Source organism: Bradyrhizobium aeschynomenes, assembly GCF_013178945.1.
Taxonomy (GTDB): domain Bacteria; phylum Pseudomonadota; class Alphaproteobacteria; order Rhizobiales; family Xanthobacteraceae; genus Bradyrhizobium; species Bradyrhizobium aeschynomenes.
Genome location: NZ_JABFDM010000011.1, coordinates 235,421 through 251,975, shown reverse-complemented (window position 1 = coordinate 251,975; position 16,555 = coordinate 235,421). Strand labels below are relative to the sequence as shown.

At 64.9% G+C, this 16,555-nt stretch carries 16 protein-coding genes; 12 read left to right on the top strand and 4 right to left on the bottom strand.

Annotated elements, in window-relative coordinates:
• The 7 genes from HL666_RS27470 to HL666_RS27440 all read left to right on the top strand — a co-directional run.
• A partial coding sequence (locus HL666_RS27470; RefSeq protein ID WP_172184606.1) for a response regulator occupies window positions 1-593 on the top strand: 593 nt, incomplete at its 5' end.
• Between the two features lie 25 nt (window positions 594-618).
• The gene (locus HL666_RS27465) at window positions 619-1,092 is read left to right on the top strand and encodes a chemotaxis protein CheW (protein WP_172115198.1); all 474 of its coding nucleotides are present in this window, start codon (window positions 619-621) and stop codon (window positions 1,090-1,092) included.
• A 30-nt stretch (window positions 1,093-1,122) separates the two neighbouring features.
• The gene (locus tag HL666_RS27460) at window positions 1,123-1,512 is read left to right on the top strand and encodes a response regulator (RefSeq protein ID WP_172115196.1); all 390 of its coding nucleotides are present in this window, start codon (window positions 1,123-1,125) and stop codon (window positions 1,510-1,512) included.
• A 30-nt stretch (window positions 1,513-1,542) separates the two neighbouring features.
• Window positions 1,543-2,412: a CheR family methyltransferase gene (locus tag HL666_RS27455; protein ID WP_172115194.1), complete on the top strand. Its 870-nt coding sequence runs from the start codon at window positions 1,543-1,545 to the stop codon at window positions 2,410-2,412.
• Window positions 2,413-2,446: 34 nt separating this feature from the next.
• Complete coding sequence (locus tag HL666_RS27450) at window positions 2,447-2,770, top strand: PilZ domain-containing protein (protein ID WP_172115192.1); 324 nt, start codon at window positions 2,447-2,449, stop codon at window positions 2,768-2,770.
• Between the two features lie 190 nt (window positions 2,771-2,960).
• Complete coding sequence (locus HL666_RS27445) at window positions 2,961-3,470, top strand: response regulator (protein ID WP_172115190.1); 510 nt, start codon at window positions 2,961-2,963, stop codon at window positions 3,468-3,470.
• Between the two features lie 442 nt (window positions 3,471-3,912).
• Complete coding sequence (locus HL666_RS27440; protein WP_006612093.1) at window positions 3,913-4,548, top strand: response regulator transcription factor; 636 nt, start codon at window positions 3,913-3,915, stop codon at window positions 4,546-4,548.
• A 57-nt stretch (window positions 4,549-4,605) separates the two neighbouring features.
• Here HL666_RS27440 and HL666_RS27435 read toward each other — a convergent pair whose 3' ends face one another.
• From HL666_RS27435 to HL666_RS34650, 3 genes are all read right to left on the bottom strand, one after another.
• Window positions 4,606-8,214, bottom strand: a complete 3,609-nt coding sequence (locus tag HL666_RS27435) for a PAS domain S-box protein (RefSeq protein WP_172184604.1) — start codon at window positions 8,212-8,214, stop codon at window positions 4,606-4,608.
• Complete coding sequence (locus HL666_RS27430) at window positions 8,195-8,629, bottom strand: response regulator (RefSeq protein ID WP_172134689.1); 435 nt, start codon at window positions 8,627-8,629, stop codon at window positions 8,195-8,197. The genes HL666_RS27435 and HL666_RS27430 overlap by 20 nt, the downstream gene beginning before the upstream one ends.
• A gap of 264 nt (window positions 8,630-8,893) precedes the next feature.
• On the bottom strand, window positions 8,894-9,220 hold the full coding sequence (locus HL666_RS34650) for a hypothetical protein (protein WP_376698626.1): 327 nt from the start codon (window positions 9,218-9,220) through the stop codon (window positions 8,894-8,896).
• On the opposite strand from HL666_RS34650, the gene HL666_RS27425 reads away from it, so the two are divergent.
• Window positions 9,203-11,227, top strand: a complete 2,025-nt coding sequence (locus tag HL666_RS27425) for a methyl-accepting chemotaxis protein (protein ID WP_376698625.1) — start codon at window positions 9,203-9,205, stop codon at window positions 11,225-11,227. The genes HL666_RS34650 and HL666_RS27425 overlap by 18 nt on opposite strands.
• Window positions 11,228-11,257: 30 nt before the next feature.
• Here the strand turns inward: HL666_RS27425 and HL666_RS27420 are convergent, their stop codons facing one another.
• Window positions 11,258-11,965 carry a GntR family transcriptional regulator gene (locus HL666_RS27420; RefSeq protein ID WP_172184602.1) on the bottom strand — a complete coding sequence of 236 codons (708 nt, stop codon included), beginning with the start codon at window positions 11,963-11,965 and terminating at the stop codon, window positions 11,258-11,260.
• Between the two features lie 127 nt (window positions 11,966-12,092).
• On the opposite strand from HL666_RS27420, the gene HL666_RS27415 reads away from it, so the two are divergent.
• The 4 genes from HL666_RS27415 to araD are packed head-to-tail and all read left to right on the top strand — an operon-like array spanning window position 12,093 to window position 16,494.
• Window positions 12,093-13,124, top strand: a complete 1,032-nt coding sequence (locus HL666_RS27415) for an ABC transporter substrate-binding protein (protein WP_172115180.1) — start codon at window positions 12,093-12,095, stop codon at window positions 13,122-13,124.
• Entirely contained in the window at window positions 13,124-13,888 is a 765-nt protein-coding gene (locus HL666_RS27410; protein ID WP_172134687.1) for an ABC transporter ATP-binding protein, read from the top strand. The genes HL666_RS27415 and HL666_RS27410 overlap by 1 nt, the downstream gene beginning before the upstream one ends.
• Before the next feature lie 12 nt (window positions 13,889-13,900).
• Window positions 13,901-14,761, top strand: coding sequence for an ABC transporter permease (locus HL666_RS27405; protein ID WP_172115176.1), 861 nt, complete (start codon window positions 13,901-13,903; stop codon window positions 14,759-14,761).
• Window positions 14,758-16,494, top strand: a complete 1,737-nt coding sequence (gene araD / locus HL666_RS27400; RefSeq protein WP_172184600.1) for an L-arabinonate dehydratase — start codon at window positions 14,758-14,760, stop codon at window positions 16,492-16,494. Before HL666_RS27405 ends, araD begins: the two co-directional genes overlap by 4 nt.
• Window positions 16,495-16,555 lie beyond the last annotated feature (61 nt).

Sequence of the window (16,555 nt, the reverse complement as noted above, 5' to 3'; positions counted from 1 at the left end):
TGGGCCTCGTCGTCGACGAGATCATCGACATCGTCGAAGAGCGGCTCAACATCCAGGTCTCCGGCGCCAAGGACGGAATCCTCGGCTCGGCCGTGATCAAGGGCCAGGCGACCGAGGTCATCGACGTCGGCCACTTCCTGCCGATGGCCTTCGCGGACTGGTTCATCCGCAAGGAGATGGCCACCGAGGCGCAGACGCAGTCGGTGCTCTTGGTCGACGACTCGCCGTTCTTCCGCAACATGCTGGCTCCGGTGTTGAAGTCGGCCGGCTACAAGGTGCGCACGGCGGCCTCTGCGCTGGAGGGGCTCGCCACGCTGCGCTCCGGGCACACCTTCGACATCGTCGTCACCGACATCGAGATGCCGGAGATGAACGGCTTCGAGTTCGCCGAGGCGATCCGCTCCGACCAGAACCTGCACCAGCTGCCGGTCATCGCGGTGTCGTCGCTGGTCTCGCCGGCTGCGATCGAGCGCGGCCGCCAGGCCGGCCTGTACGACTACATCGCCAAGTTCGACCGGCCTGGCCTGATCGCGGCGCTGAAGGAACAGATCGAGGAACGGGCGCGCGCCGAAGCCAATCGGCGGGCCGCGTGACAGGAACGGGCAGGAGTAGCGTGCGATGAGCAGCAAGATCGAGACCACCGAGGGCGCAGCCTCCGAATTCGTCACTGCCGTGATCGGCGGCCAGCTGTTCGGTCTGCCGATCTCGCGGGTGCAGGACGTGTTCATGCCGGAGCGGGTGACGCGGGTCCCGCTGTCGTCGGCCGAGATCGCCGGCGTGCTGAACCTGCGCGGCCGCATCGTGACCGTGATCGACATGCGGGCGCGGCTGGGCCTCGCCAGGGCCGATGACGGCAAGCCGCCGATGGCGGTCGGCGTCGACCTGCGCGGCGAGTCCTACGGCCTCTTGATCGACCAGATCGGCGAGGTGCTGCGGCTGCCCGAGGCCAGCCGGGAGGAGAACCCGGTGAACCTCGATCCGCGCATGGCGAAATTCGCAGGCGGCGTGCACCGCCTCGATGGCCAGCTGATGGTCGTCCTCGATGTCGACCGCGTGCTCGAAATCCTGCCGAAGGCAGCAATTGCCGCCTAGCCCGTCAACCATCCCATAGGGGAGACAAACATGAAGAGCTGTCTGGTCGTGGACGATTCCAGCGTGGTGCGCAAGATCGCGCGCCGCATCCTCGAGGAGCTGGGTTTCTCTGTGGTTGAGGCCGAGGATGGTGAGCGGGCGCTCGAGCTCTGCACCAAGACCCTGCCCGATGCCATCCTGCTCGACTGGAACATGCCGGTCATGGACGGTTACGACTTCCTCGGACGCCTGCGCCGGCTGCCCGGCGGCGAAGGTCCGAAGGTCGTGTTCTGCACCACCGAGAACGACATCGATCACATCTCGCGCGCGCTGAATGCCGGCGCCAACGAGTACATCATGAAGCCGTTCGACAAAGAAATTGTCGCCGCGAAGTTCCAGGAAGTCGGTCTCATCCAGGCCCTGTCAGCCGAATCCGCCTGATCCCCTTCGTCTGCCCAGAAGAGGCCGTCCGTGAACCAGCCAGATTATGAATTCCTGCGCAAGCTGCTTCGAGACAAATCAGGTCTCGACCTGTCTGCCGACAAGCAATATCTGATCGAGAGCCGCCTGCTTCCTCTCGCGCGCAAGGCCGGCCTCGCCAGCATCAGCGATCTCGTCCAGAAGCTGAAGGACGGATCGAGCGCGCTCATCAGTCAGGTCGTCGAAGCGATGACGACCAACGAGACGTTCTTCTTCCGCGACAAGGTTCCGTTCGATCACTTCCGCGACGTGATCATGCCGGAGCTCCTGAAGGCGCGCGCCAATCGCAAATCGATCCGGATCTGGTGCGCCGCGTGCTCGACCGGGCAGGAGCCCTATTCGTTGGCGATGTCGCTCAAGGAGATGAGCGGTGCGCTCACGGGATGGCGTGTCGAGATCGTCGCCACCGATCTGTCTCAGGAGGTGCTGGAGAAATCCAAGGCCGGCCTCTACAGCCAGTTCGAGGTGCAGCGCGGGCTGCCGATCCAGCTTCTGGTGAAATACTTCAAGCAGGCCGGCGAGCTCTGGCAGATCAACTCCGACGTTCGCGGCATGGTCCAGCATCGTCAGCTCAACCTGCTGCACGATTTCTCGCAGCTCGGGACGTTCGATGTCGTCTTTTGCCGCAACGTGCTGATCTATTTCGATCAGGACACGAAAATCAACATCTTCGGCCGCCTCGCCAAGCTGATGGAGCCGGATGGCTTCCTGGTCCTTGGTGCAGCGGAAACCGTGGTCGGCCTCACCGACGTGTTCAAGCCGCTCGCGGATCGTCGCGGCCTTTACCGTCCGAGCGGCGTGGCCTCCACGGCGAAGCCGCCCCTTCCGGGCACGCCCAGGGTCGCGGCCGCCGGCCACTGATCGAGCGGGCGCCGCAGGAGAGCAGGACACAAAGATGTCTGAAGAGAACAAAGGCACCGAGCGCGTCACTTTCAGCCGGGGCTACGATGTCTGCATCATGGGCATCGACGGGACTTGGCGGCGGGATTGTCAGCTCAATGCCATCTCGGACAACGACGCAGTGCTGACCGTCGAGGGGTCCATCCAGGGATTGAACCTCAAGGAGTTCTTTCTACTGCTGTCCTCGACGGGACTGGCTTATCGGCGCTGCGAGCTCGTCCGGGTCAATGGTTCCGAGATGGACATCCAGTTCATCAAGGGAAAGAACAAGAAGAAGCGGGGAGGCGTGTCCTCCGGCCAGGAAGCGACCGTCAACTAGCTCTCGTGCCTGCAGCCCGCCGGTTCGACCGCCAGCTGTTCGTGAGCTCCCGAGCGTGGAGCCCGCGCAGGACTCGAACCTGCTGCGCAAATCCTAAGCGCGGGGGCCGTTTTTCGGGACGCCGCTTTACGTCGCTGCAGGATCGGATGTGTATGACAATGAAGTCAGTCAACTTTCCCAGGAACGGCCAATGTCGGTCATGAGTTCTCAGCCTTCAGCCAGCCGGCCGGCGGCTGTTGACGATGGCGATCGGCGCGCGCTGCAGCTTCTCGTCGTCGATGACGATGCGTCCCAGAGAACGCTGATCTCGCTGGCGGCCAAGCAGGCGGGCCACGCGGTGACGGTTGTTGCGACCTGCAGCGATGCGATCCGCGAGGTGCGCAACAAGCGCTTCGATTGCGTGACCCTCGATCTCATGCTCGAGGATGGGGACGGCACCGAGGTCCTCAAGGCGATTGCCGACAGCCGTTTTGCCGGCTCGGTCATCGTCATCAGCGGCATGGATGCGGCGCGACGGATCGCGGCGCGGCTCTATGCCCGCTCACTCGGAATCGATCTGCAGAGTCTGCCCAAGCCGGTCGACCTTGCTGCATTGCGAATCTATCTCGCCAATCTCGGCAAGACGGCGCTCGGCCTGCCGGTGGTGCACACCTGGGGCGGCGTCGCGGCCGACAGTGTTGCCGCGAAGCATCGGTCGTGAGAGAGCTGCATCGGCTCGACGCCCGATCGATGAATCTCGACGGTATGCAACGTTCCCGCCCCGCCTCTGCCTGATCAAAACACGGGCAATGCAGGCCGCTGCCCTGCCAATTTGTGTCGAATGCCGTGCAGAAATCCCATCGATGAAACCGTGTTGGTCCCACGCGAACCGAGCGCTGCCCGACGCGCATGCCGTATGAGTTTGACTTCGATCATGATCGTGTCGGGGCCGATGTGTTTTGCAAGGCAGCATGTGATCCGCAACGACCGTCTTGAGATCGTGTCCATATCGTGTTCTCGTGATGACGGTCACCGGTCCGCAGCTACTACTTGTGGGTTTGGACCATAAGCCGTACAAATACGGGTGCCCAAACCACCTGACGAGTATGGTATCATAAGACGCGCTTTCATTGTTTCTTCTCCCTTTGCAAGAGCAATCGCCCATGGCCGAACAAACAACTTCCCGCGGTGAGATTTTTGTCGTCGATGACGATCCAGCCGTGCGCGACACCCTTTCGATGGTTTTGTCGGCTGGCGGGTATGAGGTGATCTGCTTCGCGGATGGCGCCGCCCTTTTGGCGGTGGCGCGAAGCCGGACTCCGTCCTGCATTCTTCTCGATGTGCATATCCCTGGAAAATCGGGGCTCGATATTCTGAGGGAACTTCACGGCGAGGATTATCCGGCGCCGATCTTCATGATCTCGGGTCAGGGCGACATCCCGATGGCGGTCAACGCCATCAAGAACGGCGCGCTCGACTTCATCGAGAAGCCGTTCCGCGGCAGTGAGATCGTGGCCCGTCTGAATGAGGCGATCGGCGCGTTCGCGCGCCGCCAGAAGGAGAACGCCTCGCCAAAGATCGGATCATTGCATTTCCCCGGCCGGGAGCCGCTGACGCGGCGCGAGCGTGAGGTCCTGGAGCAGTTCACGGCGGGTGCCTCGAACAAGGAGGCCGGGCGAACGCTCGGCATCAGTCCGCGGACCATCGAGGATCATCGCGCCAACATCATGAAGAAGCTCGGCGCCCGCAACGCCGCCGACCTGATCCGTATCGTGATGACGGCGTCGCGCGCCAATTGAGGCTGTTGGCAAGGCCTCCCGAAGGCAGCTCTGTCGATGGCTCGCCGCGTGGCAGCCTCATGCGTCCGGGGCGGCGAGCGCCTTGCGCACCATCTTGGCGAGCTCGGATTTGCGGTACGGCTTCGGCAGCAGCAGGATCCCCTCATCGAGCCGGCCGTGATGCACGACTGCATTCTCGGTGTAGCCGGAGGTGAACAGAACGCGCTGGCCCGGACGAAGCCGCTGGATCTCGGACGCGAGCTGACGTCCGTTCATCGTCCCGGGCATGATGATGTCGGTGAACAACAGATCGAACTGCTCGCCGGCACTGATGATCCCGAGCGCTTCGGCGGCATTGCCGGCTTCGAGGGTCGCATAGCCCAGCGCATGGAGCTGGGCGAGCACGTAGCCGCGCACCAGCCGATCGTCCTCCACCACCAGGATCGTCTCGTGGCCGCCCTCCACAGCCGGTGCGGCTCCTGACGACGGAGCAACCGCGCCCTCGCTGCCCGGCGGCAGGTACATGCGGATCGTAGTCCCGTGACCTTCCTCGCTGTAGATCCTGATGTGACCGGCCGACTGCTTCACGAAGCCGTACACCATCGACAGTCCGAGCCCGGTGCCTTTGCCGGGGCCTTTCGAGGTGAAGAACGGATTGAAGACCTTGTCGATGATGCCAGCCGGAATGCCGCTGCCGCTGTCGCTGACCGCAATCATCGCATAGCGGCCGGGCCTGACGTCGTCGTAGAGGCTCGCGTAGTTTTCGTCGAGTTCGGCCCAGCCGGTTTCCAGGATCAGCTTGCCGCCATTGGGCATGGCGTCGCGGGCGTTGAGCGCAAGATTGATGATCGCTGTGGCGAGCTGGTTGGGATCGACATGCGCGGCGCAGGTCTCGTCCTGGAACACGGATTCGATCTCGACCTGCTCGCCGAGCGTCGGCCGCAGCAGCTTGGCGGTGTCGATCATCAGCGTGTTGACGTCGACCTCGCGCGGCTGCAGCGGCTGCCGGCGTGCGAAGGCCAGCAGGTGCTGGGTGAGATCCGCGCCGCGCGCCGCAGCCTCGTCGATCATCCTGGTGATCGCTGCCAGCTGCGGTTCCTTGGCGACGGCTGCCGCGAGGATCTCGATCGTGCCCGTGATCACGGTGAGAATGTTGTTGAAATCATGCGCGATGCCGCCAGTGAGCTGGCCGATCGCCTCCATCTTCTCGGACTGGCGGATCCGCTCCTCGGTCGCGATCTTGTCGGTGAGGTCGCGGAAGAAGCCGTTGAGCACGAAGCCGTTGCGCGTCTTCAACGCAGTGACGCTCAGCTCGGCCTTGAACTCGCGGCCGTCGCGCCGCTTCACCATGACCTCGCGCCGCCGGCCGACGCCCAGCGCGGAGGCCTGCCCGGTCATTACGATGCGGCCGAGTGCCGTGCGCAATTCCTCGCCCTCGCCTTGGACCGTGATCACGTCGAACACGTCCTTGCCGAGGATCTCGGCGCGCGACCAGCCGAAGATCTTCTCCGCTTGCGAGTTCCAGTTGAGGATGGCGCCCTTGTCGTCGATCTGGACGAAGGCGTCCAGCGCGGTCTCGACGATGTTGCGGGCGAGCTGCTCGCTTTCGCGCAGCGTTTCCTGCGCCAACCGGCTCTCCGTCATGTCGCGCCCGATGAAAAAGTGGCGTTGCACGGGCTCCGACCAGTTCGAGGTCCACGACAACGTCACGACGCGGCCGTCCTTGTGGATGTAGCGCGCGTCGGAGGTGCGGGTACGCAGGCCCTGGCGTGAGGCGCGTAGCTCTTCACGAGACTTGGCCAGATCGTCCGGATGGATGAAGTCGGCGCCGCTGCGGCCGATCATCTCGTCGGGCGTATAGCCGAGCGCCGCCTCGACGCTGGGCGAGACCTGCACGAGGACGCCGCTGCGATCGGTGATCAGGATCAGATCCTGCGACGTCTCGAAAATGCGTCGGCGCTCTTCGGTCTGTTGTTGTAGCGCCTGCTCGGTCCTGCGGCTCGCGGTGATGTCGCGTGCGATCTTTGATGCGCCGATAATCTGCCCGGACGGAGACTTGATCGGAGAGACGCTGAGCGAGACCAGGATCTGCTCGCCGTCCTTGCGGATGCGAACCGTCTCGAAGGCCTGAATCCGTTCGCCGCGCGCAACGCGCAGGAGGATGTCCTGCGCTTCGGTCATCCGGTCCGGCGGGACGACGAAATCGGCCTGGCGGCCCACGGACTCCTCGGCAGAGTAGCCCAGCATGGCCTCTGCCGCCGGGTTCCAGCCGGTGATGGTGCCGTCGAGCGCCAGCGTGACGATCGCATCGTTCGACGATTCGACCGCGGCGCTATAGAGGCGCTCGCGCGCGGCGAAATGGTCGCGGGCCGCTTCGGTCAGATAGTGCTCCTGGACCTCACGCTCCAGCTCGGCGGTCTTGCTACGGACCTCGTCGAGCACGCGGGCGAAGGCGCGGGCCAGCACGCCGGTCTCGCCCACAGCCTCGAGCGGGATCTTCACCGTCTCGCCGCGCCCGACGCCCTCGACCGCCTGAGTCAGCTGGTTGATCGGTCGCGTCAGGGAGCGCGCGACCACGAAGGCCAGCGCCGCCGCGCACAGCATCGCGATCAGGCCGACCTCGATGGCGGTCTTGCGGATGGCGAGCGCGGGCGCCATGAAGGCGGTGTTCGGGATCGTTTCGATCACCGCCACCCATTCCTGCCCGGCGAGCAGGGCCGGCGCGAAAGCGACGCCGCCGGGACGGTCGGCATCGTCGTGCAGGATCCGGGCAAAGCCTTCCGTCGTGCCGGTCGCGCCGGCGAGCGTCGGGAAGTCGTCCTGCCAGCGCGTCGAGCCGCCGCGTTTCGACGCGAACTCGCGGTCGGATTCGGGGTGGAAGAGATAGTCGCCGCGGGCGTTCACGACATAGAGCTGAGCGCCGGGACGCGCGGCATTGCGCAGATGCGCGAACACCGGGCGCATGTCGAGATCAACCATCAGGATGGCGAAGGGCTTGCCGTCCGGTGCGAACACCGGGGTGCCGACGCACAGCATCGGTACACCGGTTTTGGGATCCGTGGTGTTGCCGTCGAGAACGACCGGGGAAATTCGAATGCCGCCCGGCGGCAGGCTCAGCGTCTCCTTGATGTAGTTGCGCTCGCCGCGTGTGATCAGCTCGTTCTCGGGCACGATGCGGACGGTGCCGCCCGGTCCGAGCCGATCGACCCGGATCAGCTCGCGATAGTCGTTTTCGATCCCGACCAGCCGGATCATCGCATAGGTCTGCTTGGCTTGCAGCTCGGCGAAATAGCGCATCGCGACCCGCTCGCGCCACGACTGTGCCGGCAACCCCTCGCGCGGATCGGGAGCGCCGGTCTTCAGCGTGCGCACCAGGGTCGCGAGGTTGGGCGAGGCGCGATAGCCGTTGATGTCGTTGCGGGCGCCACCGACATAGTTCTCGAGTTCGCTCGCCATCAGGCGGGAATGCGATTCGATGCGGTCGAGCGCCCGCGGCAGCAGCGCGCGCTCGAGGCTGCGGTAGCCCAGCCAGCCGACGGCGAACACCGCAATGGCCACCAGCAGGATCATTGCGATCGCCAGCCGCGTCGTCAGGGTCATCCGGCCGAAGCCGCGGGCCTTGCTCGTGCCGCGGGTGTTGCTCAGCGCAGGCTCGCCGGCTCTGCTCTCAGGAGTTCGGAACAGCATCGTTGCCTGGCCGGGGTGGAGCAGATGGCTTCCCTGCCGACGCCAGGCAATCGGAGACCATTGCCAGGAGGGTGGCCGGTTTGAACGGCTTGGGCAACGCGGAAACGGCTCCCAGCTTGGTGGCCATGGTAAGATAGTCAGGCTCCGAAACCGAGTTCGGAGCGTGCGAGCGGCCCGAGGTCATGATGATCGGAACGCCCGGCGTCTGCTTGAGGATCATCCGCATCGCCTCGAGCCCGTCCATGCCCGGCATGAAGATGTCCAGGACCACCAGATCGAAACGCTCGCTGCCGAACCGGGCGAGGGCCTTCTGGCCGTCGCCCGCGATCCCGACGGCATGGCCCGCGTGCTCGAGCACGCGCTGAATCGTCAGCTGCATGACCGGATCGTCGTCCACGACCAGTATCTTCGCCACGCTTTGCGCCTCCCGAATGGCCGGCAGCAAGACCACCAACGGTCAGTTGTAAAGGTTTTGCCCAATTTGCGGCGCGCCGCAAGCGCTTCGCGGCTCAAGTCACATGCGGAATCGGCGGAGTTGGGCGCACATCCACGCGATACGGGCGGGTGGGGTCACCGTGCGGTCGTACCCGAACGAGGCCTCTGCCTCACATTAGGGCACTCGCGCCGTAGTTGTACGGCTGGACCACTTCACATTCGCTTAATTCGGTCAGGGGAAAAGTCAGCGAGGCTCGCGTTTTGCTTGTGTTGGGGTTCGCAGGCTCAGCTGCACAACCTTTGGGCACATCGTATTGATCTCGCGATCATGGATGGGGAGGGGTGAAGCAGTATTGGGAGCATCTGGGGGATTGAAATGTTTGGCTTCGTTTCCAACGTCAAAATTCAAAGCCGGCTGCTTGCCGGATTCGGTCTGATTTGCACATTGCTCGCCTGCGCCGTCGGCTATTCCGCCTATGCCGTTTCCGACGTTGCGGAGAAGTTTCGCAAGATCGTCGAGCTGAGATCGCCGGTTGCGATCGGCAGCAGTCACTTGGTCGGCGACCTCCATGCCACGCTCGCGGCGCTGCGGGGCTATCTGCTCACGGGCGATGCCGAGATGAAGCAGCGGCGGGCGACGATGTGGGTGGAGTTCGACAAGTCGATCCAGGATTTCGACCGTCTTGCGGACAAGCTCAGGGGCCCTGCCAACCGCGCCTTGTGGGCGGAGGCCAAGCCGCTGCTCGCCGAGTTCAGGGCGGCCCAGGAGAAGGCCGAAGCGGTCGCCTTCACTCCCGATGCCTATCCCGCGACGAAGCTGCTCGGGACCGAGGCGTCGCCACTGATCGCGACCATGTTCGCCGAAGTCACCAAGATGATCGACGAGGAGAGCACCCTGGACGCGACACCGGAGCGGAAGCGCCTGCTCAAGACCATGGCCGACCTGCGCGGCAACCTCGCTGCGGCGGGCTCGCAGCTCAGGCTCTATGTCGCCTCGGGGGATGTCTCGGACCGCGACAAGTTCGCCGGTCCCTATACCAACTACAAGAACGCGGTCGCGATCATCACGTCCCAGGTGGGCCTGCTGACACCGTCGCAGAAGGTCGCGTTCGACAAGGTGACCAAGGCGAGCGAAGCGTTCGCTGCGCTTCCCGACAAGATCTTTGCGCTGCGTCAGTCGCCGCAATGGAATGCCGCCGTGTTCCTGCTGGCGACGGAGGCGGAGCCGCGTGCGAACAAGCTGCTGGAGATTCTGGACGGCAAGCAGCGGCCGGACGGAACCTTCGGCGACGGCATGAAAACCAATCAGCAGGACGTGTTGGTCAAGGAGTCCGCCGACGTGGCGGCGTTGATCGAGCGTCTACTGGCGGCGGAATGGGCGCTGCTCGCGATCGGGCTGGTGCTCGGCGTCCTCGTCGCCGTCCTGGTGGCGCGCTCGATCACGAAGCCGATCCGGGAGCTGGTCGCCGACTCGGCCCGCCTGTCGGAAGGGGATACGACCGTGGCGTTCGACACAGCCGAGCGTGCCGACGAGATCGGCGATGTGTCGAAGGCGGTGGCGAAGTTCCGCGACAACGTGATCGCGCAGCAGCAGGCCTCTTCCAACTACGTCCGCGAGGCCGAGGCGCGCGACGCCATGAACCGCAACATGGAAGCCGCGGTCGAGGCATTCCGCGTCAAGTCGACGGAGTTGTTGTCTGAGGTCGATGACAACGTCAGCATGATGAAGAACACTGCGGTGTCGCTGACGGGGATTGCGGGTCATGCCACCGAGCAGGCTGCTTCTGCGGCCGGCGCTTCCGAGAAGACGGCCGTCAACGTGCAGACGGTCGCAGCCGCCGCGGAGCAGCTGACGAGCTCCATCGTCGAGATCGGCCGCCAGATCGAGCTGTCCAACGCCACGGTGCGCAACGCCAATGCAACGACGGCCCGGTCGGAGGCCGAGATCGAGGGGCTGGCGCAGGCGGCGCAGAGCATCTCGACGGTCGTCGATCTGATCCAGGCGATCGCGGCCCAGACCAATCTTCTCGCGCTCAACGCGACCATCGAAGCCGCCCGCGCCGGCGAGGCCGGGCGCGGCTTTGCCGTCGTCGCACAGGAGGTGAAGTCGCTGGCCGAGCAGACCGCCAAGGCGACGCAGGAGATCGGCCAGCACGTGCAGGGCATCCAGAACTCGACCAGCAACGCCGTCGCCTCGGTGAAGGAAGTCTCGACCGCGATGCGTCAGATGGCGGATGTCACGACCGCCATCGCCAGCGCCGTCGAGCAGCAGGGCGCGGCGACCCGCGAGATCTCGCACAATGTCCAGATGGCGGCCTCCGGCAGCAAGACGCTTGCAGCGAACATCTCGACCGTCAGCGGTGCGATCGAGGAGACCAGCGAGTCCGCCGCAAGCGTCCGCAATGCGTCGACCAACGTTTCGCGCGTGGCCGAGAGTCTGTCCGCCGAGGTGCAGGAGTTCTTCAAGCGGCTGCGCAGCGGTGCGCTCGATCGCCGTGTCGCTGATGATCCGAACTATCGCGGGCCGGAGCGACGCGCCAATCATGTCGCGGGGCAGCAGCGCCGGCGGGCGGGGTGACGTCGCGGCGCCCTCGCCCGACGATCCCAGCTAACCGCTGAGATAATCCGGCCAGAGACCGCGGATCGTGGCGAGATCGCTGAGCGTGCCCGTGAGGTGTTCGCGCAGGTGGGCCTGCGCTTCGTCCGGCTGGCCGGCTGCGATCGCGTCGACGATCTGCTTGTGATGGCGCAGGATGGTCTGCGCCTTCCCCGGCGAGGGCAAATGTAGCCGCCGCAGCCGGTCGATGTGGCCGCTGCGGCTGCGCACCAGGCTCCACAACTCGTGCTTGTCGGCCGCGGTATAGAGCCGCTCGTGAAAGGCGTTGTCGGCGAGGGTGAACGAGGCGAAGTCGCCGTCCTTGGCGAACCGTCGCTGCTGAGCGATCAGTCCGAGCAATTCGTCGATGGGCGCAACGGCAGGCGTCAGCGCCAGCAGCCGGACGATCTCGAGCTCGAGCGCCTGGCGCAGAAATTGCGCCTGTTGGGCGCGGGCCACGTCGATGCGGCTGACCAGCGTCGCATGCTGCGGGAAAATCTCGACCAGCCCTTCCTCCGCCAGCCGCATCAGCGCGTCCCTTATCGGGGTCGAGCTCAGGCCGAATTCTGCCTGCAGCGCGACGCGCGACAACGGCGCGCCCGGCGGTAGCGCCAGGGCGAGGATCTGGTCCCGCAGCCGCTCGAACACCTGCGGCGCTGCGCGCCGGCTCGGATCGAGCCGTTCGGGAAGAGCTGCATGAGGCGTCGCGTGCTGGGCCATGAGGATCGGCTGTCCGGCTCGAATGTCGCAGGGCGCAGAACGGCGCTTGTCAGAGATGCACTAATGCATTAGTGCATCTCCTGGCCGGCCGTCAAGAAGGAGCCGGGCACGCGAGGAGGGATGTCCCATGTTCGATAAATTCGGGCGCTCGGCCCTACGGGCCGCAGGCTTGCTGGCCGCCATGCTGGTGACGGCGTCCTGGAGCGCCGTGGCGCAGGCGCAGCAGAAGACCGAGGTGTCGCTGTCGCGGCAGCCCGGCATCTTCTATATGCCGAGCCACATCATCGAGAAGAACAAGCTGATCGAGAAACACGCCGCCGCCCTCGGCCTGCCTGGCGTCACGACCAAATGGCTGACCTTCTCCGGCGGCGGGGCTCAGACGGATGCGCTGCTGTCGGGCAGTGTCGACATCCTCAATACCGGCACCGGCAATCTGCTCCTGCTATGGGACCGCACCCGCGGCGGCGTGAAGGGCATCGTCGCGACCTCGGCGCAGCCGATGACACTGATCAGCCGTGATCCGAACATCAAATCGATCAAGGATTTCGGCCCCAGCGACAAGATCGCGGTGCCGACCGTGAAGGTCTCGACCCAGGCCATCGTGCTGCAGATCGCGGCCGCCGAGGCGTTCGGCGCCGATCAATGGAACAAGCTCGACGCCAACACCGTGCAGCTCGGCCATCCCGACGCCTACACGGCGCTCAGCAATCCGCAGCACGAGGTCCATAACCATTTCTCGATCCCGCCCTACACGTTCCTCGAACTGAAGAACGTCCCCGGCGCGCATGTCGTGATGAATTCGCCCGACGTCATGGGTGGGCCACTGAGCCAGGCGCAGTTCTTCACCACCACCAAGTTCGCCGAGGCCAATCCGAAGATCATCCAGGCCGTGCGCGACGCCACCAAGGAAGCGCAGGACCTGATCCGCAGCGACACCAAGACGGCGGTCGAGATCTACAAGGAGATCACCGGCGACAAGACATCGGTCGAGGACCTGCTGGCCTGGCTCAAGGAGCCCGGCATGATGGAGTGGAATCTGGAGCCGCAGGGAACGATGAAGTTCGCCGCCCACCTCGCAAAGATCGGCACCATCAAGACCCAGCCGAAGGCGTGGACCGACTATTATCTGCCGGTCGCGCACGACCTGAAGGGCAACTGATGTCCGCGCTTCTCGATGTCGATGGCGTCACCCTGCGCTACAAGACCTCCAGCGCCGTGATCACGGCGACGGAGCGGGTCGGCTTCTCCGTCGACCGCTCCGACCGCTTTGTGCTGCTCGGTCCCTCCGGCTGCGGCAAGTCGACCCTGCTCAAGGCCGTCGGAGGCTACATCAAGCCGAGCGAAGGCCGCATGCGCATCAACGACCGCGAGATCACAGGGCCCGGCGCCGACCGCATGATGATCTTCCAGGAGTTCGATCAGCTGCTGCCGTGGAAGACGGTGCTCGCCAACGTCATGTTCCCGCTGCTGACGGCGCGGCGCATGCCGCGCAAGGAGGCCGAGAGCCGCGCCCGCGCCTATATCGAGAAGGTCGGGCTCACGCGCGTCGTCGATGCCTATCCGCACACGCTGTCCGGCGGCATGAAGCAGCGCGTCGCGATCGCCAGGGGCATGGCGATGGAGCCGGACATACTCCTGATGGACGAGCCGTTCGCGGCGCTCGATGCGCTGACGCGGCGGACCTGTCAGGACGAATTGCTGCAGCTGTGGAGCGAGACAAAGTTCACCGTGCTGTTCGTGACCCATTCGATCGCGGAAGCGATCAAAATCGGCAATCGCATCCTGCTGCTGTCGCCGCATCCTGGCCGCGTGAAGGCGGAGGTGATCGACGTCGACAAGGTCTCCGCCGAGGACGGCAGCGCCGCGCGGCTGGAGAAGCAGATCCATGATCTGCTGTTCTCTGAACCTGCAACAGCGCATTGAGGAGAGCTGGACATGGCTGACGCCAAGATCATCCTGCGCGACACGTCGACGGCCAGCGCGGGGCCCGCCGATGTCGAGCGCAAGCTGAGCGTGCTCGAGCTGTTGTGGAATGACGGCTTCGTGCGCAAGAGCCTGATCATCGTCGTGCTCGCGGCGATCTGGCAGGCCTATGGCAGCTATCTCGACAATCCCCTCCTGTTTCCGACCTTCTCCGACACGATTGCAGCGCTGTGGGAAAAGGTGCGTGACGGCACGATTCCGATGCGCGCCTGGACCTCGCTGAAGGTGCTGTTCATGGGCTATGCCGCGGGCATCACGCTCGCCGCCATCCTGACCGTGCTGGCGATCTCGACCCGCATCGGGACCGATTTTCTTGAGACCGTCACTGCGATGTTCAACCCGCTCCCGGCGATCGCGCTGCTGCCGTTGGCGTTGATCTGGTTCGGTCTCGGCAGCGGCAGCCTCGTGTTCGTGCTGATCCATTCGGTGCTGTGGCCGGTCGCGCTCAACACCCATTCCGGCTTCAAGAGCGTGTCGAACACGCTCCGCATGGTCGGCCGCAATTACGGCCTCACCGGCTTCTCCTACGTCATTCGCATCCTCATTCCGGCGGCCTTCGGAGCGATCCTCACCGGCCTCAAAATCGGCTGGGCCTTCGCCTGGCGCACGCTGATCGCCGCCGAGCTGGTGTTCGGCGTCTCCTCGGGGCAGGGCGGCCTCGGCTGGTTCATCTTCGAGAACCGCAACCTGCTCGAGATCCCCGCTGTCTTCGCCGGCCTCCTGACGGTCATCCTGATCGGCCTCGTGGTCGAGAACCTGATCTTCCGGACCATCGAGCGCAAGACCGTGCTGACCTGGGGCACCCAATCATGACCGACCGCAAGCAACCCGATCAGCTGCGCAGCGCACGCTGGTTCGCTCCCGACGATCTCCGCTCCTTCGGTCATCGCTCGCGCGTGATGCAGATGGGCTATGCCCAGGAGGAGTGGAAGGGCCGGCCGGTCATTGCCATCGTCAACACCTGGTCGGACGCGCAGCCCTGTCACATGCACTTCAAGCAGCGCGTCGACGACGTCAAGCGCGGCGTGCTGATGGCGGGCGGCTTCCCGATCGAGCTGCCCGCGTTGTCTTTGTCGGAATCGCTGCTCAAGCCGACCACGATGCTCTATCGCAACATGCTGGCGATGGACGTCGAGGAGCTCTTGCGCAGCCATCCGGTCGATGGTGTCGTGCTGATGGGCGGCTGCGACAAGACCACGCCGGCGCTGCTGCTCGGCGCCACCAGCATGAACCTGCCGGCGATCTATCTCCCGGCCGGGCCAATGCTGCGCGGCAATTGGAAGGGCAAGACGCTCGGCTCTGGTTCGGATGCCTGGAAGTACTGGGACGAGCGCCGCGCCGGCAAGCTGTCGGAGGCTGACTGGAGCGCGATGGAGGCCGGCATCGCCCGCAGCCACGGTACCTGCATGACCATGGGCACGGCCTCGACGATGACGGCGATTGCCGAAGCGATCGGCATGACCTTGCCGGGCGCCTCGTCCATCCCCGCCGCCGATGCCGAGCACATCCGCATGAGTTCGGAATGCGGCCGCCGCGTCGTCGACATGGTGTGGGAGGACCTGACGCCGTCGAAGATCCAGACGCGGCCGGCGTTCGAGAACGCGATCGCGGTCGCGATGGCGATGGGCTGCTCGACCAATGCGATCATCCATGTGATCGCGCAGGCCCGTCGCGCCGGCGCCGATATCGGCCTTGATGACTTCGAAGCGGCGAGCCGAAAGGTGCCGGTGCTCGCCAATGTACGGCCGAGCGGCGACACCTATCTGATGGAGGATTTCTACTATGCCGGCGGGCTGCGCGGCCTGATGAGCCGGATGCCGGAGCATCTCCATCTGGACTGCCTCACTGTCAACGGCCGCACGCTCGGCGACAACATCAAGGACGCCGGCGTGTACAATGACGATGTCATTCGTCCGCAGTCGAACCCGATCTATCGTGAGGGCGCGCTCGCCGTGCTCAAGGGCAATCTCGCGCCGGACGGCTGCGTCATCAAGCCCTCGGCCTGCGATCCGCGCTTCCTCAAGCACACCGGTCCGGCGCTGGTGTTCGACGACTATCCGTCGATGAAGAAGGCGATCGACGACCCTGATCTCGATGTCACAGCCGACCACGTGCTGATCCTGCGCAATGCCGGACCGCAGGGCGGCCCGGGCATGCCGGAATGGGGCATGTTGCCGATCCCGACCAAGCTGGTGAAGCAGGGCGTGCGGGACATGGTGCGCCTGTCGGATGCGCGCATGAGCGGCACTTCCTACGGCGCCTGCATCCTGCACGTCGCGCCCGAGTCCTACATCGGCGGTCCGCTCGCGCTGGTCCGCAATGGCGACCTGATCACGCTCGACGTCGCCGCGCGCACGATCAATCTCGATGTCGCCGCGGATGAGCTGGCTCGTCGTCGCGCCGCCTGGACGCCGCCAACACCGCGCTTCGAGCGCGGCTACGGCTGGATGTTCGCCCGCCACATCAGGCAGGCCAATGACGGCTGCGATTTCGACTTCCTGGAGACCGACTTCGGCGCGCCGATGGGCGAACCGGCGATCTATTAGTTCAACAGTCGTTCCGGGGCAGGCGAAGCCTGAACCCGGAACCTCGAAATGAAGATTCCAG